At 35.9% G+C, this 26,565-nt stretch carries 21 protein-coding genes and 1 pseudogene; 18 read left to right on the forward strand and 4 right to left on the reverse strand.

Features of this window, described 5'->3' with window-relative positions; all coding sequences use genetic code 11:
• The first annotated feature begins 96 nt into the window (after positions 1-96).
• The 17 genes from FTT86_RS07905 (at position 97) to FTT86_RS07985 (ending at position 22,803) form a co-directional block, all read left to right on the forward strand.
• Positions 97-1,131: a DUF932 domain-containing protein gene (locus FTT86_RS07905; protein ID WP_180180948.1), complete on the forward strand. Its 1,035-nt coding sequence runs from the start codon at positions 97-99 to the stop codon at positions 1,129-1,131.
• Between the two features lie 150 nt (positions 1,132-1,281).
• Entirely contained in the window at positions 1,282-2,346 is a 1,065-nt protein-coding gene (locus tag FTT86_RS07910) for a YqaJ viral recombinase family protein (RefSeq protein WP_180180949.1), read from the forward strand.
• Positions 2,347-2,517: 171 nt separating this feature from the next.
• Positions 2,518-3,417, forward strand: coding sequence for a hydrolase or metal-binding protein (locus tag FTT86_RS07915; protein WP_180180950.1), 900 nt, complete (start codon positions 2,518-2,520; stop codon positions 3,415-3,417).
• Positions 3,418-3,512: 95 nt separating this feature from the next.
• Positions 3,513-3,743: an AlpA family transcriptional regulator gene (locus FTT86_RS07920; protein WP_005096077.1), complete on the forward strand. Its 231-nt coding sequence runs from the start codon at positions 3,513-3,515 to the stop codon at positions 3,741-3,743.
• Between the two features lie 72 nt (positions 3,744-3,815).
• The gene (locus FTT86_RS07925; protein ID WP_180180951.1) at positions 3,816-4,403 is read left to right on the forward strand and encodes a bifunctional 2-polyprenyl-6-hydroxyphenol methylase/3-demethylubiquinol 3-O-methyltransferase UbiG; all 588 of its coding nucleotides are present in this window, start codon (positions 3,816-3,818) and stop codon (positions 4,401-4,403) included.
• Positions 4,404-4,424: 21 nt separating this feature from the next.
• The gene (locus FTT86_RS07930; RefSeq protein WP_180180952.1) at positions 4,425-5,450 is read left to right on the forward strand and encodes an HNH endonuclease domain-containing protein; all 1,026 of its coding nucleotides are present in this window, start codon (positions 4,425-4,427) and stop codon (positions 5,448-5,450) included.
• A 145-nt stretch (positions 5,451-5,595) separates the two neighbouring features.
• Positions 5,596-7,644: a DUF262 domain-containing protein gene (locus FTT86_RS07935; RefSeq protein WP_180180953.1), complete on the forward strand. Its 2,049-nt coding sequence runs from the start codon at positions 5,596-5,598 to the stop codon at positions 7,642-7,644.
• A complete protein-coding gene (locus FTT86_RS07940; RefSeq protein ID WP_180180954.1) occupies positions 7,628-10,507 on the forward strand; it encodes an ATP-dependent DNA helicase in 2,880 nt (959 codons plus the stop codon). The genes FTT86_RS07935 and FTT86_RS07940 overlap by 17 nt, the downstream gene beginning before the upstream one ends.
• Entirely contained in the window at positions 10,508-12,376 is a 1,869-nt protein-coding gene (locus FTT86_RS07945; RefSeq protein WP_180180955.1) for a site-specific DNA-methyltransferase, read from the forward strand.
• A complete protein-coding gene (locus FTT86_RS07950) occupies positions 12,369-15,092 on the forward strand; it encodes a TnsA endonuclease N-terminal domain-containing protein (protein ID WP_180180956.1) in 2,724 nt (907 codons plus the stop codon). Before FTT86_RS07945 ends, FTT86_RS07950 begins: the two co-directional genes overlap by 8 nt.
• A gap of 394 nt (positions 15,093-15,486) precedes the next feature.
• Positions 15,487-16,863, forward strand: a complete 1,377-nt coding sequence (locus FTT86_RS07955; RefSeq protein ID WP_180180957.1) for a hypothetical protein — start codon at positions 15,487-15,489, stop codon at positions 16,861-16,863.
• Positions 16,863-17,591 (forward strand): OmpA family protein, encoded by a 729-nt coding sequence (locus FTT86_RS07960; RefSeq protein WP_180180958.1) that lies wholly within the window; start codon positions 16,863-16,865, stop codon positions 17,589-17,591. Before FTT86_RS07955 ends, FTT86_RS07960 begins: the two co-directional genes overlap by 1 nt.
• Positions 17,588-18,028 (forward strand): hypothetical protein, encoded by a 441-nt coding sequence (locus FTT86_RS07965; RefSeq protein ID WP_180180959.1) that lies wholly within the window; start codon positions 17,588-17,590, stop codon positions 18,026-18,028. Before FTT86_RS07960 ends, FTT86_RS07965 begins: the two co-directional genes overlap by 4 nt.
• A gap of 5 nt (positions 18,029-18,033) precedes the next feature.
• Positions 18,034-18,669: a VWA domain-containing protein gene (locus FTT86_RS07970; protein WP_180180960.1), complete on the forward strand. Its 636-nt coding sequence runs from the start codon at positions 18,034-18,036 to the stop codon at positions 18,667-18,669.
• A 43-nt stretch (positions 18,670-18,712) separates the two neighbouring features.
• On the forward strand, positions 18,713-19,249 hold the full coding sequence (locus FTT86_RS07975; protein WP_180180961.1) for a hypothetical protein: 537 nt from the start codon (positions 18,713-18,715) through the stop codon (positions 19,247-19,249).
• A gap of 4 nt (positions 19,250-19,253) precedes the next feature.
• Positions 19,254-21,275, forward strand: coding sequence for a PP2C family serine/threonine-protein phosphatase (locus FTT86_RS07980; protein WP_180180962.1), 2,022 nt, complete (start codon positions 19,254-19,256; stop codon positions 21,273-21,275).
• Positions 21,268-22,803, forward strand: coding sequence for a helix-hairpin-helix domain-containing protein (locus FTT86_RS07985; RefSeq protein WP_180180963.1), 1,536 nt, complete (start codon positions 21,268-21,270; stop codon positions 22,801-22,803). Before FTT86_RS07980 ends, FTT86_RS07985 begins: the two co-directional genes overlap by 8 nt.
• 146 nt (positions 22,804-22,949) lie before the next feature.
• Here the strand turns inward: FTT86_RS07985 and FTT86_RS07990 are convergent, their stop codons facing one another.
• From FTT86_RS07990 to FTT86_RS08000, 3 genes are read right to left on the reverse strand one after another with little or no spacing between them, the layout of a single operon-like run.
• On the reverse strand, positions 22,950-23,285 hold the full coding sequence (locus FTT86_RS07990; RefSeq protein ID WP_180180964.1) for a DUF4236 domain-containing protein: 336 nt from the start codon (positions 23,283-23,285) through the stop codon (positions 22,950-22,952).
• 28 nt (positions 23,286-23,313) lie between these two features.
• Positions 23,314-24,741, reverse strand: coding sequence for a hypothetical protein (locus FTT86_RS07995; RefSeq protein ID WP_180180965.1), 1,428 nt, complete (start codon positions 24,739-24,741; stop codon positions 23,314-23,316).
• A gap of 26 nt (positions 24,742-24,767) precedes the next feature.
• On the reverse strand, positions 24,768-25,622 hold the full coding sequence (locus FTT86_RS08000; RefSeq protein ID WP_180180966.1) for a hypothetical protein: 855 nt from the start codon (positions 25,620-25,622) through the stop codon (positions 24,768-24,770).
• Positions 25,623-25,804: 182 nt separating this feature from the next.
• Here FTT86_RS08000 and FTT86_RS08005 point away from each other — a divergent pair, with 182 nt between their 5' ends.
• Positions 25,805-26,395: a DUF4062 domain-containing protein gene (locus FTT86_RS08005; RefSeq protein WP_180180967.1), complete on the forward strand. Its 591-nt coding sequence runs from the start codon at positions 25,805-25,807 to the stop codon at positions 26,393-26,395.
• Here the strand turns inward: FTT86_RS08005 and FTT86_RS08010 are convergent.
• Positions 26,392-26,538: pseudogene (locus FTT86_RS08010) on the reverse strand (integrase core domain-containing protein); the annotation flags it as partial. The gene FTT86_RS08005 and the pseudogene FTT86_RS08010 sit on opposite strands and share 4 nt — an antisense overlap.
• Between the last annotated feature and the right edge of the window lie 27 nt (positions 26,539-26,565).

The following is a 26,565-nucleotide window of genomic DNA, read 5'->3' on the forward strand; positions in this document are numbered from 1 at the left end:
AGCACATTCACAAGACAAATCTGAATCAGGCTGCTGGACTTCATTCCAATTAAGGGATGGGGTTCAGCAGCCTTTTTGTTTATAAGGACAATTATCATGGCACATCAACTTGAACAAATGGCTTATGTCGGTGATACCCCTTGGCATGGACTAGGAAATCAACTCACTCAGAATCAGCCGATTGAAGTCTGGGCAAAGCAGGCAGGGATGGATTGGCGGATTGAATCCTCCAATGTTAGCTACATGGCAAAGAATGAACGCGGGCAGAGCATCATTATGCCTTATGAAGAACAGCGGGTACTGTATCGTTCCGATACTCATGCACCCTTGTCTGTGGTCAGTCAGCGTTATCAGGAAGTCCAGCCTATGGAAATTCTGGAGTTCTACCGGGATCTGACTGAGCAATCTGGCTTTGAGCTGGAAACCGCAGGTGTACTTAAAGGTGGGAAGAAGTTCTGGGCATTGGCACGTACCGGGCAATCTACGGCACTCAAGGGCAAGGATGTCAGTAATGGCTATATTCTGCTGGCGACTGCCTGTGACGGTACACTGGCGACTACTGCACAGTTCACCAATATCCGGGTGGTATGCAATAACACCTTAGCGATTGCCTTACGTGGACAGAGCAGCAGTGCGGGTGTGGTCAAAGTCCCGCACAGTACCAAGTTTGATGCGGATAAGGTCAAACAACAATTGGGTATTTCAGTCCGTGCATGGGATGAACACATGTATGAAATGAAACAGCTGAGTCAACGTAAAGTCACTCAAGGTGAGGCAGCAGCTTTCTTTGATGCAGTGTTCAACAATACCAGCATGAGTGTTGCCGATCAGGAAGAGAACATCATTCAGTTCTATCGCAATATAGCTACTCCAACTCCAGCCAAAGAAAAGTCTGAACCGAATGGACGCGCCATGACTAAAGTCATGGATATGTTTAATGGGCAAGGACGTGGTGCAGAACTCAGCTCTGCCAAAGATACTGCCTATGGTTTGCTGTGTTCAATCACCGAGTTTGCCGATCATGAACGTCGTGCCATGAGTACTGATCATCGTTTGGACTCTGCTTGGTTTGGTGCAGGTGCTGCGTTAAAGCAGCGTGGACTAGAACAGGCGCTTCGCTTAGTGGTTTAAGTTTCATTTAAGCCAGTGCTATTACAATAATGGTCAAGGGTCATGCAGATGATCCTTCTCCAGTGAAAACACCCCTTTTGCCACATCTCCAGATGTGGCTTTTTTTATGCCGAAAATTTTACAGACCTCACTATTTATAAGGATCAGAGCATGAATCAGATTGCACCGATAAATATCCCTCAACGAACTCATTTTCCAATTCCGAATGAGAGCAATCAATCAAATACAGTCGCTAAACGAACAGCGACAGCCAAACGTTTAGCCAATACTAAAAATATGGATTATCAGGAATGGCTAGAAGTGCGTAAGCAAGGGATTGGCAGCAGTGATGCTGCAACCGCCTGTGGCCTAAATCCCTATATGTCTATGCTGGAGCTGTGGATGATCAAGACCGGTCGAACTCAGCAAAATATAGATGATGACAGCGCAGGCGTTGCCCCTTTGTATTGGGGAAAACAGTTAGAGCCGCTGGTGGCTGAGTACTACAGTCTGCACACCAACAATAAAGTCCGTCGGGTCAATGCCGTTCTTCAGCATCCCGATCCGGATAAGTCCTTTATGTTAGCCAACTTGGATTATGCCGTGGTGGGTAGTGATGACGTCCAGATCCTGGAGTGTAAGACTGCTGGGGAACATGGTGCCAAACTCTGGCGAGATGGTGTGCCTTTATACGTACTCTGTCAGGTACAGCACCAACTTGCAGTAACAGGTAAACAGGCAGCGCATGTCTGTGTCCTGATCTGTGGGCATGAAACCAAGATCTTTAAAGTCAGCCGCTCTGAATCAGTGATTCAACACATCATTCAGGCAGAGCGTTATTTCTGGGAGTGTGTAGAAACGGATACTCCGCCATCTGTAGATGCCAGTGAATCCGCAGCCAAAGCGATTCAGCAACTCTATCCAGCACATGTACCCTTGACTGTTGAAGATCTCTCACAAAATGAAAATGCCAATTTGATGTTTGATCAGCTGATCAAAATGAAGGAAGAGATCCAGCATAAGCAGGAGCGCTTTGACCAGTTAAAGCATCATATCCAGATGCTGATGAAAGATGCTGAACGAGCCACCTTTGCTCATGGCTCTGTGGTCTGGAAGAAAGCCAAGGATTCCATCAGTCTGAATACCAAAGCATTACTTCAGCATCAGCCTGAACTCATTGAGCTTTACCCACTTCAAAAACAGGGTAGTCGTCGATTCAATATCTATACCGACTAAGCTTGTTTCAGTCCATTTAAATAGCAAGGCGCAAAAACCGCTCCCTGCCCTCCATTCACTAGGCATAGAGGGTAAACGGTCGCGGTTTTTATAGCGAGCTACATATTTATTGAATCAGGTGATCTGCATAAAGCTGGATGATCTGTACAAAATCAAATTGAGGAAAATAAAATGATTAAAGGTTTAGCGATTACACCACCGGCTCTAGGGCGTATCAGTATTGGTCGGGTAGTAGAAAAGAATGGCAAACGCCTACCGGAAAAGGATGACCAGTTCACTATTACCTCTCAGATTCAAAGCAAAGAAGGCTGGATCAAGCATCCACTGGATGAACAGCTTCGAGCCAATACACCTAATCAAAAGCTGCGTTCAATTCCTGTCAGAATGATCTTCAATGATCCTGACTTAAACCTACGTGCAGAATACAGCCTATTTGACCGTCAGACCGGACGGCCAGTCTGTGTCGGCAATGGAGAAACCTGCCAGCGGTTAACCAATCAAGGCGTTGAACAGCATCCGTGTCCTTCACCTGATTTGTGTCCATTGGCTCAGGGTGGGCATTGCAAGCCCTATGGACGTTTGCATGTAAATTTAGATGAGTCGGATGAATTTGGCACATTCATTTTTAGAACAACAGGCTTTAACAGCATACGGACTTTGGCAGCACGCTTGAGCTATTACCATGCAGCATCGAATGGATTGCTTTCATGCTTGCCACTGCAATTGATGTTACGAGGTAAAAGTACAACGCAAAGTTATCGTCAGCCGGTGTACTACGTGGATCTGACTTTACGGGAGGGCATTAGTCTGAATGAGGCGATTATTCAGGCGAGGCAAATCGATGAACAGAGTAAACAAGCTGGGTTTTATCAGGAAGCTTTGGACTTTACGGCAAGGAAGGGTTTTGCCAATGCGCGATTTGAAACAGATATAGAGGAAGGGTTGGATGTGCTGGAGGAATACTATCCTGAACAAGAACAGAACCGGGCAGTGGAGCAACAAGCTTCGCCTAAAGAGTTTGTACAGGATATTCAGCAGGGGTTACAGCAAAGTGTACGAGCTGTGAATTAAGCGAGAGGAGAGAAGATAGCTAACGTTAAATTTTACAGACCAGCTCTATTATTTGAGCGAATAGCCGCTCGCATCAATGATTAGGAGCTAGCCTCATGAATGCGTTTATCGGTCAAACATTTCAAATGAATCAACTCATCAGTATTAAGCAGGTCGTAGAATTTGTCGGTGTGGGGCGTTCTACCATCTACGAGATGATGGATGAGGACTCACCCTACTATGATCCAACTTTTCCAAAGAAAGTTAAAATTACTCAAAATCGTATCGGCTGGTCAGCTTATGAGATCCATCAATGGATTGAAAGTAAGTTGGCGAGTCGAGAATAAGGGATGCTCTTAGCTCCCTTATTTTTTTGTTTTCTTGTAGACTGAAAATGTCTTTTAGCCTAAGTGTCCGTAATGAAAACAATAGACTACTACAATAAGCATGCAGAAGAATTTACAGCTTCAACGTTTGAAGTTGATATGGAAAGCCTATATCAGCCATTTTTAGCTGAGTTGCCCGAAGGTGCTCGGATTCTTGACGTTGGTTGTGGCTCAGGACGAGATACTCTGGCTTTTAAAAAGAAAGGCTATCAGGTCGATGCAATAGACTATTCAGAAGAACTCGTTAAAAAAGCATCTCGACTTACAGGTATTCCTATTAAGTTGAAGAGCTTTTATGAGGTTGATGACTATGAAGCTTATGATGGAATTTGGGCGTGTGCATCGTTGTTGCATTGTGAGCGTACTCGTTTAAAAGAAGTGATAGGAAAACTGCTGAGTGCGCTCAAGCCAAACGGTGTAATTTATATGTCTTTCAAATATGGTAACGGTGACAGAGAGAAGGATGGACGGCAGTTTACCGATTTGAATGAAGTACAGGTAAAAGAGTTGTTGAATCAATGGGATGATGTTTCCCAGCTAAAGCAATGGATTACTATCGACCAAAGACCTAATCGATCAGAAAAATGGCTTAATATTTTATTAAAGAAGATTAATTCATGATTTTTTATTGGGAGATGTTCTATGTCTGAGTTTTATGAGATTGAACCATCTCTTGAAAATTATTGGCGTGCAGTCATTCTATTTGGTCGTAATGTAGCGTCCTATAAATTTGCATTGGCAAAGTCTCTTTATGACTTAAAGGCTGACGGTAATACGATTATTACACTCGATCAACTAGCGGAGCCTTTTAGTCGTCATATTTGCGAGCATTTAAAGCTAGTTGATAAACAAGCGACATCAAGTTCAAGTAAATTCTTAGACTATTGCCGAGCGTTCAATGCTCATGAAATTGATCAACAGACTTTGATTGCTAGGACTGTTCAATATGGCTTTGTGAATGTAATTGATGCATTCCATAATGTACATGGACAGGAGTTGCCAAAAAGATTTTTTGTAGATGCTCGAAAAACACATCAGGGCATTATTTTGACTGATGAGGTTTTTCAGTTATTTGAAGCGCAAAATTCCCAAGACCTGGTCGATGAAACCGAAGCGAGATGGCGTTTGGTTGAAACCGCTTGGGATATGAATCTGCCAAAGCATTTGGTACAAATTCAGCATGATGATCAAGGGATTTTGGTTGCGGATAATAAAATTAGAAGGGTGAATATCACGTCTGCTAAGTCCGCTTTAAATGGATATCAGAAAAGTAGATGTTTTTATTGTTTTGCGCCAATCACGATTGAACAGTTGTTTGAGCATTCAGCTGATGTAGATCATTTTTTCCCGCACAAACTTCGTGATTGTGATATTCAAAAGCCTATAAATGGCGTAGCAAACCTTGTGCTGTCATGTGCAGAATGCAATCGTGGCTATCAAGGTAAATTTGATCACCTGCCAGCAGTAAACTTGTTGCAACGTCTTCATAGACGGAATGAGTACTTGATTACGAGTCATCATCCCTTAAGGGAAACTTTAATCGCTCAGACAGGTTTTACGGAATCAGCAAGACGAGGTTTTTTGCAGGATGCTTATAACTGTGCCACTTTAACTATGGGTGGTGGGAAGAAATGGGAGCCTGGCAGAAAAGGAATTGATATTTTTTAATCAACTTTAAACTTATAATTTTTTGCATATTTTCTCATTATACACTGGTTTTAATTTATACAATTAAACTAAAGAGAACTGATATACACAGAGAATTCATATGAAAATAACAATATGATTAAAAAACACTTATTAGGGGGAGAGCATGGAACTAAAATCAGTACATACGATTTTTACAGATCGAATTTTGAGAATTCCTTCTTATCAAAGAGGATATTCTTGGGGAAATGATAAAGAAGTAAAGCTCCGTAAGGATTTATTGGATACTAAAGGTCAATTGATGGATCTTTGGAATGATTTGCAGAATATTCCTGAAAATAAATGGCACTACACAGGATTACTTACTTTAGCTGAACACCCTTCTCCAGATTATCAAGACTGGTTACCTAGAAAAAAACAATATTCAATAGTTGATGGCCAGCAGAGAATCACAACGATACTTATATTAATTACAGTCTTATCAGGATTTTCAAAACAATTAGGCCATGAGTTTGGAGAGCGCGAAGGCGATACAGAGTTCCATTATTTATATATATCTAGAGGCACTAGTAAAGCATATATTTTTGGATATGATCAAGATAATCCAAGTGATAAATATTTTAGAAAACATATACTTAAGGTTGATGAGATCGAGAATGATAGCAAAGAAAGTGTCTATACAGAAAATTTACTTAAAGCTCGTAATTTTTTTAAAACCGTTGTGGGTTTTTATTTAGAAGATACACAAAATCAAATAGAAGCATTACAGGCGCTCTTTGAGAAAGTTACTTATCAGCTTCGGTTGAATGAATATATTCTGCCATCTGAGTTAGATGAATTTGTTGTTTTCGAGACCATGAATAATCGAGGTAAACCTCTTTCTCAATTGGAAAAACTCAAAAATAGGTTGATGTACCTTACTGATAAATTAAATATAGAAATTAAAGAAAAAAAAGATCTTATAAATTCTATAAACACTGCTTGGACGACGATTTATCAATCTTTAGGGGCAGAAAAGGCTTCTCCTTTAAATGACGATGATTTTATTAAAGCACACTGGATTATGTACTTTGATCAATATGATCGATCAGAGTCTAATGTATATGCCGTACACCTATTTAACAAATTTTTTACCATCGAAAAAGTTTATGCTGGGGATTTAAGGGCTGACGATATATATCAGTATGTAAAATCCTTGCAGAAAAGCTCGATATTGTGGAATCAGATTCATCATCCTAAGTTCTTTGCTAGTGAGGATGAAAACTTAAAACTTAGAGTTCTAGGTTTGCATAGAGTGGGCTTTAGAGCGGCATTTCAACCATTATTGCTAGCTTGTTTATTAAATAAAGACGATTTCGATGTGGTTGATATATGTACTCATTTAGAAAGTTTTGCCTTTAAAGTTTTTTATGCCGCTGATCGTCAATCTAATGCAGGTGATAGTAAGTTATATCGCTTAGCTGCGTTAGTTTATAAGAGAGAAGTGAACTCTAAATCTGTATGTGATTCTATTCAAGCCTATACAAATGAATATTACAGCTTTGTTCGGTTTAAAAATTTAATTCAATATCTTGTTGAAGAGAAAAAAGGCTTCTATAAGTGGAGTGGATTAAAATACTTATTTTTTGAATATGATCAATACTTAAGAGCTAAGAATAAAGTTACAGCGGTGACATCGCAATTGGTATGGCAAGATTTTAAGAACAGAAATTCTATTGAGCATATTTATCCTCAAAGTGCATATTTGACTAAGGACGAGTTCTGTGCGGGTAATAATACAATTGAAAGAGAAAATGCTTTTATAGAATTACAGAGTAATTGGGCAGAATTTTCTAATTATTCTGAGTATGAAAGAAAGCGATTATGCAATAGCTTAGGAAATCTTTTGGCAATTAGTCACTCTGACAACTCTAGTTTGCAGAATGATCCTTTTCGATTCAAAGTTGATCAGTCTGCTAAGGGCGCAGAGTACCGTAATCGGGGCTATAGATATGACTCTTTAAGTGCCCAGCTCGTTGCTAATAATAGCTCCTGGACTGCAGAATTAATTAAGAAAAGAGGCATAGAGATTCTAGATTTTATACTGAAAAAGTTAGATGAAGAACCAAATAAATTATCAGAAGGAGAAAAAGTTAGTTTATTAGGATTGGGTTTTCTTACTGAATCTGTGCCAGAAAATGTTCACAGTGAGGCTGAAAATGTCGAATATCAATAAAGCTCAACAAGAAGCCTTGGATACACTAGATGGGCCAGTACTTATTATTGCGGGTCCCGGTTCGGGTAAGACATTTACCCTCGTTGAGCGAATTGTGAAGCTTATTCAAGTGAAAGGTGTACAACCTGAATCAATTCTTGTCGTGACCTTTACTGAAAAAGCGGCAAGAGAATTAACAACACGTATCTCAAATAGATTGTTAGAACTTAAGATTGATCTTAATCTTAATGAAATGTACTTGGGTACATTTCACTCAATTTGCTTAAGAATATTAGAAGAGAACCAACAATATACCCGTCTTAAGCGTAGCTTTACTTTGTATGATCAGTTCGATCAACAATTCTTACTCTACAAAAAGATGAAAGAGTTTGCCGAGCTTGAAAATTTTCACTTGCTCATCAAAGAAGAGCAATCAAGATGGAATCAGGCGAATCAGTTGCTTGGTCTATTAAATAAGGTCACAGAGGAGGCCTTGACTACTGATGAGTTGATAGAAGCAAGTGATATAGAAGTTTCAATTCTCGGTCATTGCCTGAAAAAATATCATGAATTGCTTGAAGAAAATAATGCTTTAGATTTCTCTACTATTCAATATGAGACTTTGAAGCTTTTAGAAAATCAGCCTGAAGTATTGCAAGAGCTTCAATCTAAACTGAAGTATCTGATGGTGGATGAATATCAAGATACCAATACGATTCAGGAAAGAATTCTAAAATTACTCATGGGAGAAGCACAGAACCTTTGTGTAGTTGGCGATGATGACCAAGGTCTTTATCGTTTCCGTGGTGCGACGATTCGAAATATTTTAGAGTTTCCTAAAAACTTTGATGCAAATAAGTGTAAGCAGATTCAACTTACCACCAACTACCGCTCTCATCCTGATATCGTGAATTTCTTTGGCCAATGGATGCAGAGATTAGAATGGGGAACAGGCGTAAACCGATACCGCTATGATAAGAACATTCGAGCACATGAGGATGATTTTCCAGAAGTGCCTTCTGTAATTAAAGTGACAGCTGAAGGTCGTGAAGAGTGGTATGAGGAAAACTACCAATTTCTATTGTCTTTGCAAAAGGATGGGCTAGAAGATTGGAATCAGGTCGCATTTTTATTTCGCTCTGTACAAAGTGATCGAGCTGTAGGACTTGCAAATTATTTAGAAGAAAAGGGTATCCCTGTTTATTCACCACGTTCTAATCAGTTTTTTGATCGTGAAGAGATTAAGCTGATCATTGGTTTATTTATTTTCTTATTTCCTAAGTATTTCACGATACGTAAATGGAATGAAAACCTTAAACTTGCGATTTGGGACTATTACGATCAGCAATGTATTCCTTTAATCTCGGAGGAACTCAAAAAGGTAGAAAACCAAGATCTTCTGAAGTGGGCACAGGAGCGTGCTAGAACACATCATCAGTTGGTTGATAACACCGACTATGGCTTTACTGCTTTATTTTATCAAGCCTTACAATTCCCGTTGTTTAGTCGATACTTTGCAGATGAAGCTTTAAATGGTCTAGATAAGGGGCGTGCTGCACGCAACTTGTCTAAGTTCTCATCGCTGTTAGCTAAGTTTGAATATTTGCATTATGTGACGGTCATTTCCGAAGAGTTTTTAGATAAAAACTTAACGGATTTGTTTAACCAATATTTCAGATTTTTAAAGGATGGGGGGATTGGCGAGTATGAAGATGACTCTGAATATGCGCCGAGTGGTTGCGTATCATTCCTAACCATTCACCAATCTAAGGGGCTGGAATATCCAGTTGTAGTGACATGTAGCTTGGAGGGTGTTCCTAAAAAGAGTCATGATCATCTTGATGAAATCTTAGAAAATAATTATTTCAGTAAGCCACCATATGAGCCATTTAATCTGATCAAAAACTTTGATTTTTGGCGTTTGTATTACACAGCATTTTCACGTGCTCAAAATTTATTGGTACTCTCGGCAGAAATTAAAAACGGTCGAGGGCCTTCACCATCTAAATATTTTAGATCAGTTGTTGATGGTTTGGTGAGTTGGAGACATCCTGAGCTTGATTTATCACAAATTGAATTTGCTCAAGTCAAAGAGATGAACTTAAAGCGAGAGTATGCTTTTACTTCGCATATTCTCTTATTTGAAGCATGTCCTGAACAATACCGGTTCTTTAAAGAACTTGAGTTTCATCCTGTTCGTGCGGGTGCTCAGATCTTCGGTACGCTCGTACATCAAACGATCGAAGATATTCATAAGGCAGTATTACGTAACGAAAGTCACTTAGTTACACATGAACAGATCCAAAGTTGGTTGAACACTAACTACATTTATTTGTCTAAGAAAGAGCGACAGTTCTTGGCGCCTAGTACCATCAAGGCCATCGAGAAACATGTGTTGAACTACTACGATCGAGAGAAACAGCATTTACATCGATTGCAGGAAGCTGAAGTTGAGATTTCTTTGGTGAAAGATCAATACATCCTGAAAGGGAGTATTGATTTGATACGTGGGGAAGATGGCACAGTTGAGATTATTGATTTTAAATCTGAACGTAAGCCGGATTTAGAAAAAGAAAAATCGAGATTGGAAACGTATCAGCGCCAGCTTCAGCTCTATGCACATTTATTAGAAGAAAAAACGGGTCAGACTGTAAGTCGTATGCACTTGTACTATACGGGTGAATCAGATGGCTCTCCGTATGTGAGTTTCGAAAAGAAAACAGATCAAATTGAGAAAACGGTGAAGCAGTTTGATCAAGTTGTAGCTCGTATTGAAGCTAAAGATTATGGAATGACGTGTAGACCTGATAAGCTTTGCCCCAACTGTGACATGCGTTTTTACTGCGATCGTAAAAATTGGAATTTTGTGAAGGAAAGTCTTTAAATGACGACTGTAAATAATACTTTAGATTTGCTTGAAGAAAGCTCTAAAGAGGGAGTATTTAAGTTTGAGCCAATTAAAGGCTACCCGATGTTGAATTGGAAAGGTAAGCGACCTTTTACTTCAACTCGTTATTACCCAGCACAATTAAAAGAACAGCATGGTGAAGCAGTTAATGGTTGGCTAAATAAGATTTTTTGGGGCGATAACCTTCAGGTCATGTCACATTTACTTCGTGAGTTTCGTGGAAAAGTTGATTTGATTTATATTGATCCACCGTTCGACTCTAAAGCCGATTATAAGAAAAAAGTGAGTTTAAGAGCAGGTACAGCAGAAAATGATCAAAGTTCTTTTGAGGAAAAACAATATAAAGATATTTGGTCAAATGATGAATATCTACAGTTCATGTATTCTAGACTAATTCTTTTAAAAGAATTGCTAAGTAAGTCAGGCAGTATATGGCTACATTGTGATTGGCGTAAAAGCCATCATTTACGACTTATGATGGATGAAATCTTTGGGCCAGATTTATTCAGAGGTCATATTACTTGGAGAACTATGACTTCAAGTGGTTATAAAGGGAAAACATCTTTAGGGAAAAGCTCAGCTGATCTTTTGTATTACTCGAAATCTAGCGAAAATTTTACTTATAATCCTATTTATCAACCGATGTCTGAGAATATGAGAGCAAGATATTCTCATCAGGATTCTGACGGACGTCTTTTTAAAGATAGTTATTTGGGGGATGTTACACAAGCTACGCTTGACGAACTAAGGGCCGAAAATAAACTTTATGTAACTTCTAATGGTGGCTATCGAATTAAACATTATTTAGATGAAGCTTTAGGTACTATTGTAGATAATATTTGGACAGATATTAATCCAGAGAACAGCCAATCTTCAGTCATGACCGGCTACCCTACACAGAAACCAGAGGCATTGTTAGATCGGATCATTAATATGTGCTCCAAACAAGGTGATCTTGTACTTGATTGCTTCATGGGTTCAGGAACTACCCAGGCTGTTGCAATGAAACTTGGGCGTAAGTTTATTGGTGCCGACATTAACTTAGGTGCGATACAAACCACGACTAAGCGTTTAATTAAAGTCGCTGAGGAACTCAAAAATATTCAACCTGAGTTGGGTGATGATCAAGCACTCTATACTGGTTTTGAAGTCTATAACGTCAACCATTACGACGTATTCAGAAACCCTGTTCAAGCAAAAGAACTGCTTATTCAAGCTCTAGATATTCAGCCAATCCCTAACAGCGTTTATGACGGTGAAAAAGACGGCCGTATGGTCAAACTCATGCCAGTCAATCATATTGCGACTAAAGCAGATGTGGCTGATTTAATCCATGGCGTAGATTACAAAGCATTTGAAAAACGTAAAGAAGAAAAGCCAAATCAGCCTGTTGAAAAGATGACTTTAATTTGTATGGGGCATGAACCTGACTTGGCTGCATTTGTTGAGCAGTCTGTTGGCTACAAATTAGATATCCAAGTGGTTGATATCTTACGTGATCGTTCAGATCTGCAATTTAAACGTGACTCCGAAGCACTGTTTAAAGTTGAGAATGGCCAGTTAGTCGTAGATAAATTTTATCCAATGAACTTACTACAAAAACTTTCACAAACCAAAGATACTGTATCTGATTGGCGTGAGATGGTTGAAAGTATCATGATTGATTGGAACTATGATGGTGCGGTATTCCAACCAGCATTAACAGACATTCCTGCCAAAAATGAACTTGTACAAGGTGCTTATGCTATCCCTGAAGAAGCAGGTACAATTCGTATTAAGATTACGGATCTCCTTTCTGAGTCATTAGAGCGTAATTTGACAGATGAGGAGTTGGCGAATGGCTAAAGCCAAACAGACTTCTAAGGTTAATTTAGACTTCGCATTCTTTAATATCCTATGGACATTTTATGACGCCAATAGAGGTCAAATTACTAAAAATTATCGTGAGCTAACCAAGAAGTTCTTAGACTATAACCATCCAGCGAATAGACGGGATGCTTTTCTACGTCGTCCTCAGTTTGAAGCCCTAGAAATTTACATCTTTTTAAAAGAATTTTTAGGTAATGATAAAGTCGAAAAACTCTTTGAAGATTGGTACAAAGGCCAAAATAAATTTGAAGGGCGTAAGGTTTCAAATGTCACTGATCAAGATTCGATTCAGGGTAGTTTAGGGTTAGATCAGACCGAAGTTGATAATACTGTTATCAACTACGAAAAAATCTTAAAGGCTATGAAGTCCAATAGCCGTGATTATCCTAACTATATCTTTGCGTTGACCATGGGTACGGGTAAGACCTTACTCATGGCGACGTGTATTTTCTATGAATTCCTATTAGCAAATAAATGGCCAAAGGATGAAAAATACTGTCATAACGCTTTGATCTTTGCGCCTGACAAAACCGTATTACAGTCTCTTCGAGAAATTGAATCTTTTGATATTTCAAAAGTTGTGCCAAAAGAATATGTAGGTATTTTTGATGCGAACTTAAAATTCCACTTCCTTGATGAAGCTGGTACTTCGCTTAGTACGATGGATGGCTCTAAGTTCAATTTGATTGTATCGAATACGCAAAAAATTATTTTGAAGCGTCAACATGCTGAAAAGACAGCGACGCAGCAACTATTTGAAAATAGCCAACCTGATTACGGCGAGTTCGCAGAGCTTTATGGTGATCTAGGTCTGCCAGCCAATGAAGATGACCTAAAGACAAACCAACGTTTTGAGAAGTTATCACGTCTGCCTCAGCTCGGTATTTTTGTCGATGAAGCACATCACTCTTTTGGCCAAGCTTTGAAAAAGGACATGATGGGTGGTACGACAAAGACGGATAATAGTTTACGTCGAACGATCGATGAGCTTGCTAAGAATTTGAATGAGGCAGGTACTCGAGTTGTTGCATGTTTCAACTACACAGGTACACCCTATGTGGGTGAGGATGTACTTCCTGAGGTTGTTTATGCATTTAACTTAAAAAATGCCATTCAGGAGCATTATCTTAAGAGCCCAGCTGTTCATTCATATACAACAACCCGTACTGAAGACTTTGTCAAAATTGCAGTAAAAGATTTCTTGGAAGCGACAAAAGATATAAAGCCAGAAGGTCTATTACCTAAACTTGCTTTCTTTGCATCTACAGTAGAAGAGCTTACAGAAGAGTTAAAACCAGAACTTGAGCGTCAGTTGGCAGAGCATGGTATTTCCTCTGACAAGATTTTAGTCAATGTAGGTGATGCAAAACGTACTACTTCGGATGATATTCGTAATTTTAATAATCTCGATGTGCCTGGAACTGAAGGATCGGAAAAGCAGTTTATTTTGCTTGTGAACAAAGGCCGAGAGGGTTGGAACTGTCGCTCTTTATTTGGTGTGGCTATGTATCGCTCACCAAAGTCAAAAGTATTTGTTCTCCAAGCAACGATGCGTTGTCTGCGTTCAATAGGTAATAAACAATACACAGGTTCTATTTATTTAAGCAAAGAGAACTACGACATTCTTGATGCTGAGCTTCAGGCTAACTTTAGAATGACAGCTTCAGAATTTAATGATCCTCAGCCTAAGACCAAGAATATGCTTAATGTTCAGGTTCGCGAAGATGTCAAAATTAAATTGAAGCACGTTAAGCAAACGATTAAGTTAAAAGAAAAAGAGTTTGTAAAAGGCACTGCTCTTGAACTTGATCCATCAAATGTCGATGCTTGGAATGAGTTAACTAAAGATTATAAGATTATTCAAGTTACTACGACAAACCTGCAAGCAAGAGACTTTAATTCTGCTCAATACAGCCAGACGACTGATCGGACGAGTGAGAAAGAGAAAGTCGAATATTCAGCTTTAACTCTGGTTGCTGAAATATCTCGCTATCTGAATATCAGTCCTATTCGTATTGAAAGTATGCTTGAGCAGACTAAAGAAGGCCTTCAGCAAATTCTAAACTGCATTAATGAGTTTAATGAATTGTTTTATGACGTAGTCATTCCAAGATTGTTCAAAGCTATCTATGATCAGGAAGTTGAAAAAGAAACTATTGAGAAAGAAGTTCAGTTGATCATACCTCCAGCGGTTGGCGACTTATCATTCTATGAAATTGCAGAAGGTAAGGGTGGAACAGCTCTATATGCAAATACGCAAATAGGGTTGAGAGATAAAAGCTTCAATCTTGATACTTATACCTTTGACTCAAATCCAGAGTATGCATTGTTTTGGGATCTCTTAAAGGATGATGGCGTAGAGAAAATTTACTTTACGGGTATGTTTACTGATAAGTCAAAAACTGAATTCTACTTCCAATATATCGATCCAGATTCATATGCACTGCGAAACTACTACCCAGATTTTTTAGTCCAATTGAAAAATGGTCAGTATGTCATTATAGAGGTAAAAGGCGATCATCAGTACGAAGATCCTATCGTATTAGCAAAAGCTAAAGCTGCGAAAGAATACGCCAGTATGAGCGATATTGAGTATCGAATGATTAAAGGTACTGATGCAGTTGCCCACCTCTATCAGCATTTGCTAGCTGGAGGAGCTATTACAGAGAAAGCTGGAAACCTTCTAAATTAATGAAAATTAAAAAAGACCATAGCAAGTGCCATGGTCTTTTTATTTATGGGTAAATTCGGGTAATTCAGTTTTTAAAAAATTATATAATTTAGATATTTAAGTACTTAGTTAAACTGCCACCATCTCCATGCATGTGAATTTTTTATATCATCACGTCCAATCTCCAAATTATTTTTATAAATAATTTGTTTTAAGATGATTTTAATCTAGTTAAATTAAAAAAAAACTGTAAAATTATGTAATTAATTTTAACTAAACCAAAAATATGAATTGGATAATTGGGTTCAGCACAGTCACACTAACAATAGCATTTTTCACTTTAATTTATTTCAATAAAGTTCACTCTATTAGAAGTAATGCACCTTCATTTTTGGTGACTTTAGGCATTCTTTTTATGTTTATGGGGGTTGGTTTAGGCCTTTATGACTTCGATTTGAGCTCCAATCCTACTAAAGCAATTAACAATCTTTTGATACATATACAAGGTGCTTTTATAGCATCGACGATAGGAGTTTTTTATTCTATTTTATACAAAGCAATATTTTATTTCGTAAAAAATGATCAAAAAAATGATGATGCGCTAGAGGCTAGAATAGGTATATTTCTAGATAATAATGAAAAAAGTTTATTGATTCAACAGAGACAGGAAAGTGAATCAAAAGATTATAAAGACACATTAGTCAAATACATTGAAGAGTTAGTTACTAGTAGTGCAGATACTTTAGCAATTCATAGAAAACAAGAAACTGAATTTAAAAATTATAAAGATATACTTGTAAGTCGTATTGCCTCCTTGCAAGAAAGTAATGAGAAATTTATTACTTCTCAAACAGAAAGAAATAATGAAATATTTATCGCTGCATTAAAGTCTGTAATGTTGGAGTTTAATAAAGATATGGGAAATCAATTTGCTTCTAACTTTCCTAAATTGAATGAAACTTTAGAAAATGTTATTTCATGGCAGAATAGCTATAGTGAAGAGATTAAAAATAATCAGGCCACTTTAAAACAAATAAATGAAAGTTATCTTGAGCAACAAAAACAGTTTAATTTGTTGAAAAATTATACTGAAAGTTTCATTCAAATGAATGAAGGCCTTCAATTAAGTTCAGAAGAGCTTGATAAGCAAATCAATATTATAGATGCAAAAGTAGAACAATTAGCTACTTTAGGCAAAGAAAGTATTGTTGATGCTGAAAAATATCGCATACAGATGGATGCGATATATAACCAGTTTAATCAATCAAATCTAGATCTCATTGAAAACATGAAAACCTATCAACAAAATTCTTTAGATATGGCGAAATCATTTGAGCAAGTAATAGAAGTTAATAATTTATTTAAAAATAATAGTATTGATATATATGAAAAAAATGTAGAATACTCTAAGAAGGTATATTTAAATCAAACAGATTTAATTGAAAAAGTTGGTGTTCATCAAATGGCTGCTATTGATAAATTTAAGAATAAAGTTGATAAGCAACTATATGAAGTACATATGGACATTACACAAAAATTTGAAATGACAAATGATCACCTAAATAAAATAGATTCGCTGATTGAAAATCAACATGCATTAATAAAGAATATTCAAATTCCTAAATTTGATAAACAATTATTGGATCTACAATTAGAGCTTTCAAAAAAATTTGAAATGACTAATAATTATATTAATAAGATTGATATGAAAATTGAAAATCAACATTCTTCAATAAAGGATATCCAAGAACCTAAAGCCCTACCTATTAGTATTTCTTTAGGTGAAAATTAATGAGATTTTTTAGAAAATTAAGTCGAGAAGATGAATGGGTAAGCTTAAGTGATATTATGACCTCACTTATGCTTGTTTTTTTATTTATTGCAGTTTATTTTATTGTTTCCACTAAAGATATTATTGAATTTCCAAAAGTTTTTCAAAGAAATGAGGTGCTGTTGCATTCTGAATTAAATAAAGTACTTAAAAATAATTTATCTAAATGGGGAGCTGATTTAGATACGACGGGTCTTGTGAGATTTAATAATAGTCAATTTATACAATTTGATACAGGTTCTTCTGATTTATCACCGCAATTTAAGAATGTGATTGATGAGTTTTTTAAGAATTATTTAACAGTTGTAATGAAACCAGAGATCGAAAAAAATATTAAAGAAATTTATATTGAAGGACATACCTCCACATATTGGTCACGCAATAGTTCAACGCAAGAATCTTATATTGCAAATATGAATTTATCTCAGGCTCGTGCGCAATCAACCTTAGTCTATCTTTTAAGCTCTTCAAGTTTAAATGCTGATCAAAAAAAGTGGCTTAGTCAGAAGGTAAGAGCAATTGGTTATTCGTCATCTAAGCCTTTAAATAATGCTGGTGAACCTCTAAATAGTGGTGAAAATGAAAATCCATCAAAATCTCAGCGCGTTGATATCCGAGTTGTTACAACTACAGAAGAACAAATTCGTAAACTTGCAAATGAACACTTTAAAAATGATGGCAATATATGAATGATCAAATAAATTATTTGCCAGAAATTGTTTTAGAAAGCCTCAAGCTGAAAAAATTTTATATCCAGCTTAAAAGCAAAAATAGTATGGACGATTTTTCAGATATGGTTTTGCTTACTTTAGATTGTAATCATGAACAAATTGATATCATCCATTTATCTTCTAGTACCCCTATTGAGGGGCCTTTTATTATTAATAAAGATAAAGTCATGGGTGCTATGACGATTTGGTTCGATACGACTAAAATACCAAAAAATATTTTTCACATTAAATTGGATAACTTAAGAGATTTTGATAGTATTGAAATCAAACTAAGTATTTATAATAAATTGGTTTTTAAAAAAATCTATGAGTATTTTTATGCTTATAAATTTATGAAAAATACTTTACTGAAACTGAAAAGAAATAACGATTTTTTTCTTTATGATAATGAGTAAGAATTATGAGAAGACTGCCTGTCTATTTAGTTATTGATACATCAGGATCGATGCACGGAGAGCCTATTGAATCTGTTAGAAACGGTATAGACCTATTTGTCTCTTCATTACGACAAGATCCACATGCCCTAGAAACAGCTTATTTATCAGTAATCACATTTGATGATAAAGCTCAGCAGATAGTGCCATTAACAGAACTTGCAGATTTTCAAACCCCATCTATAGAAGCTGGAGGTTGGACGGCTTTGGGTGAAGGTCTAACTTTAACAGCAAATTGTATTATTAACGAAGTTAAAAAGAATACAAATGACTCTAAAGGGGATTGGAAGCCATTAATTTTTATTATGTCTGATGGTGTGCCAACGGATGATTGGAAGCAGGGTTTCGAAAAACTGAAAGCAGTAAAGCCGGGCCTCATTATTCCTTGTAGTGTTGGCAGTATTGAAGCTGCAAGTGTTCTTAAGCAATTAGCAGAAGGAATTGTTCATTTACCTACTGCTGACAGTGCAACAATTACAGCTTTCTTTAAATGGGTTACGCAAAGTGTTTCAATGAGTAGCCAAAAAGTTGATTCAAATCAAGGTGATGCTGTTATTGGGGATTTGCCTCCGCCACCACCTGAAATCAATTTTGTATTTTAAGAGGTGATCACCATAGCCTAATAGGGGCTATGGTATTTTTTTGATGAAAAAACTTCCTGTAATATGCCTAGTAGACAGCTCAATTTATAATGCTCATGAAAAATTGCAAGCAACAAATATTGCACTAGAAGTATTATATAAGTTGTTGAATAATGATGATTATCTTAAAGAAAGTTGTGAAATTTACTTCTATACTTTTTCTAAAAATTTAATTTTTAAAAGTATTATTAATAGTAAGTCTAACTTGAGAGATTTTCAAATTTCGGAAAATGAATTATTTGGTTTGAATTTTTTGGGAAATGCTCTTTATAACTTAGAAAAATCAATAAGTTTTGGCAAGGAATTTTATCGCCCAAACTTATTTATATTTAGTTCAAATAATGCAGTAGATGTATTTACTTTTGAAAGTTTTTCTAAAACTATTAGTAATATTTCAAAATTTTCCAATATTGTTATTTATTCTATGGATAATCTGACTATAAAATCAAAATATAAATATATGACTTTGACAGATAATATATTGAATGTCGAATATTTAACAGAATCAGTTTTTAATATGTGCTTGAAATTTGAAGAGTAAAATTATGCTAAGTAAAAAAGATTATTGGGGAAATTTAGATGATTTTTTCAATCATACAGTAGATTTAATTGAAATGTTAGATTTAAAAAGAAATTGGAGAGGAGTTGACCCTAAGAAAAAACTTTTATCTGAATTAGATGAAATAAAAAAAATTATTAATGAACAAATAGATTTTAATGAAAAAGGGGGTATTTTTTTTAATAAAAGATATGGTTCAAAAGACTCTAATCAAATGAGTGATACAAATATACCTACTTTATTGATAGAACAAGAGGTTTTAGTTGATAAAGCAGAGACTGATTTAGCAAATAAAAATAAAGTCGAAGAGTATTTAGAAATAAATGATTCTGAAAAATTATTATTACAGGATATTGTAAATGATGAAATTCAAATTGATTCAGAGAGAAATAATAAGATAGAACAAGAAGATTTTGGCAAAGATATTAAAGCGGAGCAACTAGAGTCTCAAAACAATAATATTGAAGATTTAAATCCTTCTTTTGAAGAAAAGGTAGATAATCTAATTGGTGATATTTCTCCAAATGATCAATTACATACTACAGAAGTTCAAGACAAGAAAAATGAATCAATAACTGAGCTTTCCAATTCACAATCAACTGAATTGGAAAAAATTAATGCTGAGTTGGTTAACAATGAAATTAATAATATAAATAATAAAGAACAAGAGGCGTTAGTCGTTAAAACTAATGAGCAACAAACACAAAAATATAGCAATCAAATGATATCAAATATTGATATTAAAGAATCAAAAAACAAATCAGTATCTAAGATAGTACCTCCAAAGGTGACTTTCTCAATTGCAAATGGAAAAATTAAAGAGTTTTATAAAGAAAAAATTACTATAAAGGAAAATATAGAAATTGAAATTCTCTATGAAAGCATTAATTTTTCAGAAAATAATCTCGGTTTAAGTGTTGAAGATAGTTTTATTGTAGGTGTTCCTCAAAAAACGGGATCATCTGTTATCAACTTTAATTATAAATATCAAGATAATATTTATAAGGCTTGCGCAAATCTAGTTATTGTTGCAGATCCTAAAGATCTATGGGAGGTCAATGAGCCTGCCGAAGATTCATTATTTCCTAAAGATCATGAATTTTATAAAACGATAAAATTTAATAATAACCAAAATTATAAAATTATTGCTGCAAGTCGTCGAGGACGTTCACATGAACATAATGGTTCATTTAGGGATGACCATTTCGAATATAAAATTTTAGAGCATGATCCATCCTTAGTAATTCTTTCTGTGGCAGATGGTGCTGGAAGTGCAAAGTATTCAAGAGAAGGTTCGAGATTAGCCACAGAACAGTCAATAAACTTTTTAAGCCATAAATTGGCCGCAATACAAGCTTTTCAGGATTTAGAAAAGTATGTTTTTGAAGAGCCACACACGTCTGAAATAAATAAATCTATTGTTGAGAATTGGAATACAGCATCAATTCAATTATTTAGAGAAGCGACTGATTATGCAATGGAGAAGATCCGCCAGAAAGTTGAAAATACTCAAAGTTCTTTCAGAGATTTTGCAACCACCTTACAAATTGTGATTGTTAAACATGTGCAAGACAAACGCTTTATATCAAGTTTTTGGGTTGGAGATGGTGCTGTTGCCGTATATAACCAAGAGAAGATACGTTTGTTAGGTCAAACAGATGGAGGGGATTATGTGGGACAGACAGTTTTCTTGAGTCCAAATTTAGAACCCTTTCATCAATATGTAAGTATCACAATTGCATCTGTACACGATTGGTTATTTTTAATGTCTGATGGTATTTCAGATCCATATTTTGAAACAGATAGTGAACTAAGTAGTCTAGATAATTGGACTCAATTTTATAATGAATATAAAGAAGTTTTAAATAACGATATAGATGGGTCTGAGTTGAATGAAAAAATTCATTTCTTCAAAAAAGGACATCATGATGACAGAACGCTTCTTGTGCTTTTACCACACAATGAACCGAATTTAAGTTTAACAGATGAGAGTTTCACAGATGTCTAATATCGTTCATTGTAAAACCCATGATGGAAGATCAATTAGTTATATAGATCAAATTATTGCTTCAGGTGCGATGAAAGATGTTTATTTCTCACCTGATAAAAGCTATGTCGTATGTTTTTTTAATAAGCAAAAAAATAAGTTTTATGATAATCAAAATGACTATCAAGAACAGAAACGACGTTTACTAGAAATCGTCACGACTAAGCATGACAGTATTATGAACGGTTTGGGTGGGAAATATTGGGAAAGTGGTTTTTGTTGGCCTAATGCTTTAGTTGAGCATAACAATTTATTGGGTATTGTTGCACCCGCTTATAGTAAAGAGTTCTTTTTTAAATTTGGTTCATCTAATAATGATCAGTTGAATATCAAAGGCAGAGAAAAAGAAGGAAGATGGTTCGCAAGTGCAAGTAATCAAAATCGTTTTCTTGATGCGAGAGAGAAAGGCACGTGGGCAAGTTATTTAAAAATATGCATGATGCTTGCTCGAGGTGTTCGACGCATGCATGCAGCTGGATTAGCTCACTCAGATTTATCTTATAAGAATGTGTTGATTGACCCTGTGACAGGTAGAGCATGTATTATCGATCTAGATGGTTTGGTAGTGCCGGGTAAATTTCCGCCAGATGTTGTCGGTACACCTGACTTTATTGCACCTGAAGTTATAGCTACAAGTCATCTAGATCGGAATGATCCAAAACGTTTTCTTCCATCCATCAGAACAGATAGACATGCATTAGCAGTACTGATTTATATGTATTTGCTATATCGCCATCCATTACGTGGTAAAAAAGTACATGATCTGAATGATAGTCAGAATGATGAAAAATTAAGTATGGGAGATCATGCGCTATTTGTTGAACACTCTATAGATACATCTAATGCTATTAATACTGATGATTGGAAAAAATCATATTTACCATGGGTGGATACTAAAAAAATTCCATATACAGTGACTGGTCCATATCTATCAGAATTATTTAAAAAGAGTTTTGAAGATTATTTACATGAACCTAATCAAAGACCTTCGGCAAATGATTGGGAAGCTGCGTTGACTAAAACAACTGATTTACTTCAACCTTGTGTAAATCCAGATTGTACTCAAAAATGGTTTGTATTTGATAATTCAAGACAACCAAAGTGTCCATTCTGTGGGACAGCATACACGAAAAAATTACCTATTCTGAACTTTTACTCTTCTCGTAATCAGAAGGAGTATAAATCTGATAATCACCGGTTAATGGTTTGGTCAAACCAATCATTATTTGAATGGCATATTAATGCTTTGGTTTTACCCAATGAACGTTTAGAAGCGCACCAAATGCGTCGAATGGGATATTTTGTTGAATATAACCAACAATGGTGGTTAGTGAATGAGAGAATGAATGGCTTATTTGTCTTTGATGAAGAAGATCGGCAGCATAAAATTGAAATTGGCAATCGTATTGAGTTGAAAGAGGGTGTGAAAATCATTCTTTCTAAAGACTCTGGTGGTCGTTTAGCTTATGTTCAAATGTCTAATTCGTAAAGTTGTCTAAATAGAGAAGCAGTGGGTTAGAAAAAATATGTCTCGCTTGAGTTAGTCTTTTGTTAACTCAAGCGCTCATTAATTGTGTAAGTATTATTAGTTCTTGGAATGTTAGTACTATTATAAATAAAATTAGTATGATGAATCTAAAAAAATATAACGCCTATTAAAAAGCAACAAATACCTACTAATAATAAAACATAGTTTTTTGAAGGCAAATTTGGTGAAGGAGTTGAGTGTGGTTTTATAGGGATATATGAAGGCTCTTGTTCTAATTCTTTCTCAGGTGGTTTTTTATTCGGATGAAATTTTGAATAAGATATTCCCGTTCCGGGTATACCAATATTTGTGCGTATTCCTTTTTTATTAAAATTAATTGATGCACCTGATTTACCTAAACCAATGCTACTAATCCCTTTTTTTGAGATATTAACTTTTACGCCAGGTAAGATTTTGATACTTTTGCGAAATCTAAGACTCATAGTTTTTCTCTAATATACTTTTTAAATATCAATCGAATAAGAAACTTCGTAAATCATCTTCATTTTTCAATATCTTAGATTCCTCTACTCTATGAGCACGAGCCAATATAATACTGGACTCTATAATTGAAATATTAGTATTTAAGTCAAATGCTTTACTTCTTAAATCAGCAATTTTTTCAAATTCAGTATTAATTTTATTTATGACATTTATATAAACTTCATCAACCTTAGCTAAAAAAAGTTGCATGGAAGCTTCCATCTTCTGTGCTAACTTCTTATCTTCGCCTAATAAAATTTCACATACAAACTTTCCTGCGATTGAACCAATGACGGCACCTAAGACCGGTATAGGGATAAATGTTTGTCCTGCTAGCGCAGCAAGACCAACACCTGCACTATCAGCACAAACAAAAATTGAATTCATTTGAAATTCTTCAAAAGTTAACTTCCCTTGGTAAAAGTCATGTACTAATGAGCTTACCCCTTTTGATGCAGTAACAAATGCACCAGCTAGGGGAGCAGCTAACCCCGCACAATTAGTTAAACCATAAACTGCAGCACCAGTCACACCCGCTAATGCGGATGTTTTAGCTGTATCTAATCCAACTTCTTTCCAATCTTCTTTGGTTAGCTCACCCTTAAATAAATTTTTTCCTTCATTTTTATATTTAAGGTATAAAGAGGAACTCAAGGCAATTGCACCACCGACAGCTGCAGCAGCTCCAGCTGCTTTTAACCCTTCTGTTAAGTTAGCTTGATTTTTATCGTGAATAATATTTTTTAGTTTTTCATTTTGTTGTTCGAGGTCAGCACTATGCTTATTTAATGTTTCATGTACTTGGCCTTGTTGAACTTCAGCATAATCAGATACTCCAGGCCGAACTACTTCATTAAATGTCTGTCCAGACTTGGTTTGAATTTCTTCAATTTTTGCTTGAACGGAATTGATAGTCTTTTGACTTAAACCTTCAATTGATTCACCGCGATGAATTTTAGAAATCAATTCATAGTGATCTTTTGGAATATGATAATAAGATCCATCACGACCAAAGTTGTCATATTTGTCCATATGCTTGAGCACATGATCAAGGTTATTGCCCAAACCGTTAATAAATTTTGATTGAACCTGAATTCCATCTATCAAGTAATCTTCGGGTGCAGTGCGTCCTACTCCTTCAAAAGTAGCTCTAATAGAATCGCCCGCAAGAGCATCTCTTGCATTACGAATACTCACTTCAACATGTTCGGCAATTTCTCCATGTTTTGTAAGGTCGCTACCTAAAATATTTTCAGGTATGCCAATAAATTCTCGAACTTGATCAACATGCTTCATTGAATTAATAAAGCATTGATCCTGCAGATTAAGTTGTGTAATTTCATCTTGCAGTCGAGCAATATTAATGCCATCGACTATGGCACTAGAAATCTGGTCTTGTACTGAAGTTGTTTGCATTAATATTGCCTGATGATTTAATTAAATTAGAGTTCAACTTTCTTTTTCATAAGTAGACATAAGCTCTCTACATGATTCTTCAATGAAATCATAAGCGCTTTTTGGCCACCATCTAGTTGATTATAATCAAGTGTGGTAAGTGTTGAATCTAGCGTTCTTAATTGGGATTGCATTCCTACAATATGCTTTTGGGTTTCTTCCGTAAGTTTTTCCACCTCTAAAGACGCTGCTTTAAATTGTCTATTTAGAACTTCGATTTCCTTTCTTTTTTCATCCGCCTCTTTAGCAATTTTCTCATTTCTACTGCGTGCAAATAGTGCGCTTCCGACCAATGCTGTACCGCCAATTGCCCAGCCTACTGGTCCTGCAAGTGCTAATAAAGCATTACCTGCAGCCATACCACCACCACCTGCAGCTATGGCTCCTCCACCTAACCAAGCTAATGCTGCATTAGTGGCTGCTGCACCACCTAAAGCGGAAATGGCGGTACCTGTAGAAGCTGTACCGAAGGTAGTTGCAATTGCCATAGCTGCAGTTGGGGCGAAAGCTGCAACACCAGCACCTGCTGCAACACCAGCACCTGCTGTACCACCTGCTTGTAAATCAATCTGACGTGCATTTTCTTTAATTTGATCAAGTATTTCATTAAATGCTTTAAATTCAGCGTTATATTCACTGAATGTTTTATCAAACTCTTTAGGTTTATTAGCAACACCACTAAAGAGAGCTTCAATTTTTGTAATAATCTGATGAGAATCCTTTTTTCTCAAATTCATCAGTTTTTCAGATTTTTTACCGACCTCTACACCTAGTTTTTCGTAGGTGTTTTTAGCATTTTCAAATTTTTCGATTGCATTCTTTTTTAAATCCCCATTTAACATTGTGCACCCTTTAGCATTTATATTGTGATTTAATATGTTTAAGTTACTAATATATATAAATTAAGTATTCTTGAATATACTGTTATCAAGATATAGTTAATATTAATAATAAGTTGCTTAAATAGTGATCGGATTTGTATTTTGAAAAGATATAAGACACATGTAAATATGAAAGGAAAAATGTGAAAGTTCATACTTCAGCTTCGCTAGAACGCCAAATATCAATTTTTTTATCTTCTACTTTTAAAGATATGGAAGCTGAAAGGGATCTTTTACTACAGCATATTTTCCCAGTCTTTCGTAAAAAATGTCTGGAAAGAAAAGTTGTTTTTACTGAGATTGATCTGCGTTGGGGTATCACAGAAGAAGATGCAAAAAATGGTCAAACTATTGAGATTTGTTTGAAGGAAATTGAAAGGTGTAAAAAGCTTGGAGTACCGCCTTTTTTTATAGGATTTCTGGGAGAAAGATATGGATGGACTCCTCAAGAAGATGATTTATTTAACTATTGGAAAAATTGTATAGACGAAAAATCGGTATATACGCATCAGATTCGTGAAGCACTTTCTAAAGGACTAAGTGTCACAGAATTAGAGATGAGATTTGGTTTTCTTGAGAATACAGATGAAGAGATGTCTGATCAAAGAGTGCAGGTTTATTTTAGATCAAAAAGTTTGACAGATGAACTTGCTTTATTAGGCACTGAAGCAGATTTTTATGAGAATGAAACTGAACCGTACCGGATTTGTCGGAGACTTTTTTATTTAAGTTAGGCCACCTGACCTAACGGGTTAATCTTATCATAGTACATTGCTTCAAACTCAAAAGGCGATACATAACCCAGTGCACTGTGTACACGCTTTTTATTGAACCAATCTACCCAGTTTAGTGTCGCAAGTTGTACATCTCCTAAATTTAATACATCCTCTCTCATCGCCTTAAG

It is taken from the genome of Acinetobacter sp. YH01021 (assembly GCF_013420255.1).
GTDB lineage: Bacteria > Pseudomonadota > Gammaproteobacteria > Pseudomonadales > Moraxellaceae > Acinetobacter.

Coding starts and splice junctions, on each gene's coding strand:
- FTT86_RS07965 (WP_180180959.1), top strand. CDS start 17,588: ATGAATGATCAAATAAATTATTTGCCAGAAATTGTTTTAGAAAGCCTC.
- FTT86_RS07960 (WP_180180958.1), top strand. CDS start 16,863: ATGAGATTTTTTAGAAAATTAAGTCGAGAAGATGAATGGGTAAGCTTA.
- FTT86_RS07985 (WP_180180963.1), top strand. CDS start 21,268: ATGTCTAATATCGTTCATTGTAAAACCCATGATGGAAGATCAATTAGT.
- FTT86_RS08000 (WP_180180966.1), bottom strand. CDS start 25,622: ATGTTAAATGGGGATTTAAAAAAGAATGCAATCGAAAAATTTGAAAAT.
- FTT86_RS07935 (WP_180180953.1), top strand. CDS start 5,596: ATGGAACTAAAATCAGTACATACGATTTTTACAGATCGAATTTTGAGA.
- FTT86_RS07915 (WP_180180950.1), top strand. CDS start 2,518: ATGATTAAAGGTTTAGCGATTACACCACCGGCTCTAGGGCGTATCAGT.
- FTT86_RS07975 (WP_180180961.1), top strand. CDS start 18,713: ATGAAAAAACTTCCTGTAATATGCCTAGTAGACAGCTCAATTTATAAT.
- FTT86_RS07950 (WP_180180956.1), top strand. CDS start 12,369: ATGGCTAAAGCCAAACAGACTTCTAAGGTTAATTTAGACTTCGCATTC.
- FTT86_RS07955 (WP_180180957.1), top strand. CDS start 15,487: ATGTTTATGGGGGTTGGTTTAGGCCTTTATGACTTCGATTTGAGCTCC.
- FTT86_RS07930 (WP_180180952.1), top strand. CDS start 4,425: ATGTCTGAGTTTTATGAGATTGAACCATCTCTTGAAAATTATTGGCGT.
- FTT86_RS07945 (WP_180180955.1), top strand. CDS start 10,508: ATGACGACTGTAAATAATACTTTAGATTTGCTTGAAGAAAGCTCTAAA.
- FTT86_RS07980 (WP_180180962.1), top strand. CDS start 19,254: ATGCTAAGTAAAAAAGATTATTGGGGAAATTTAGATGATTTTTTCAAT.
- FTT86_RS07940 (WP_180180954.1), top strand. CDS start 7,628: ATGTCGAATATCAATAAAGCTCAACAAGAAGCCTTGGATACACTAGAT.
- FTT86_RS07920 (WP_005096077.1), top strand. CDS start 3,513: ATGAATGCGTTTATCGGTCAAACATTTCAAATGAATCAACTCATCAGT.
- FTT86_RS07910 (WP_180180949.1), top strand. CDS start 1,282: ATGAATCAGATTGCACCGATAAATATCCCTCAACGAACTCATTTTCCA.
- FTT86_RS07990 (WP_180180964.1), bottom strand. CDS start 23,285: ATGAGTCTTAGATTTCGCAAAAGTATCAAAATCTTACCTGGCGTAAAA.
- FTT86_RS07970 (WP_180180960.1), top strand. CDS start 18,034: ATGAGAAGACTGCCTGTCTATTTAGTTATTGATACATCAGGATCGATG.
- FTT86_RS07995 (WP_180180965.1), bottom strand. CDS start 24,741: ATGCAAACAACTTCAGTACAAGACCAGATTTCTAGTGCCATAGTCGAT.
- FTT86_RS07905 (WP_180180948.1), top strand. CDS start 97: ATGGCACATCAACTTGAACAAATGGCTTATGTCGGTGATACCCCTTGG.
- FTT86_RS07925 (WP_180180951.1), top strand. CDS start 3,816: ATGAAAACAATAGACTACTACAATAAGCATGCAGAAGAATTTACAGCT.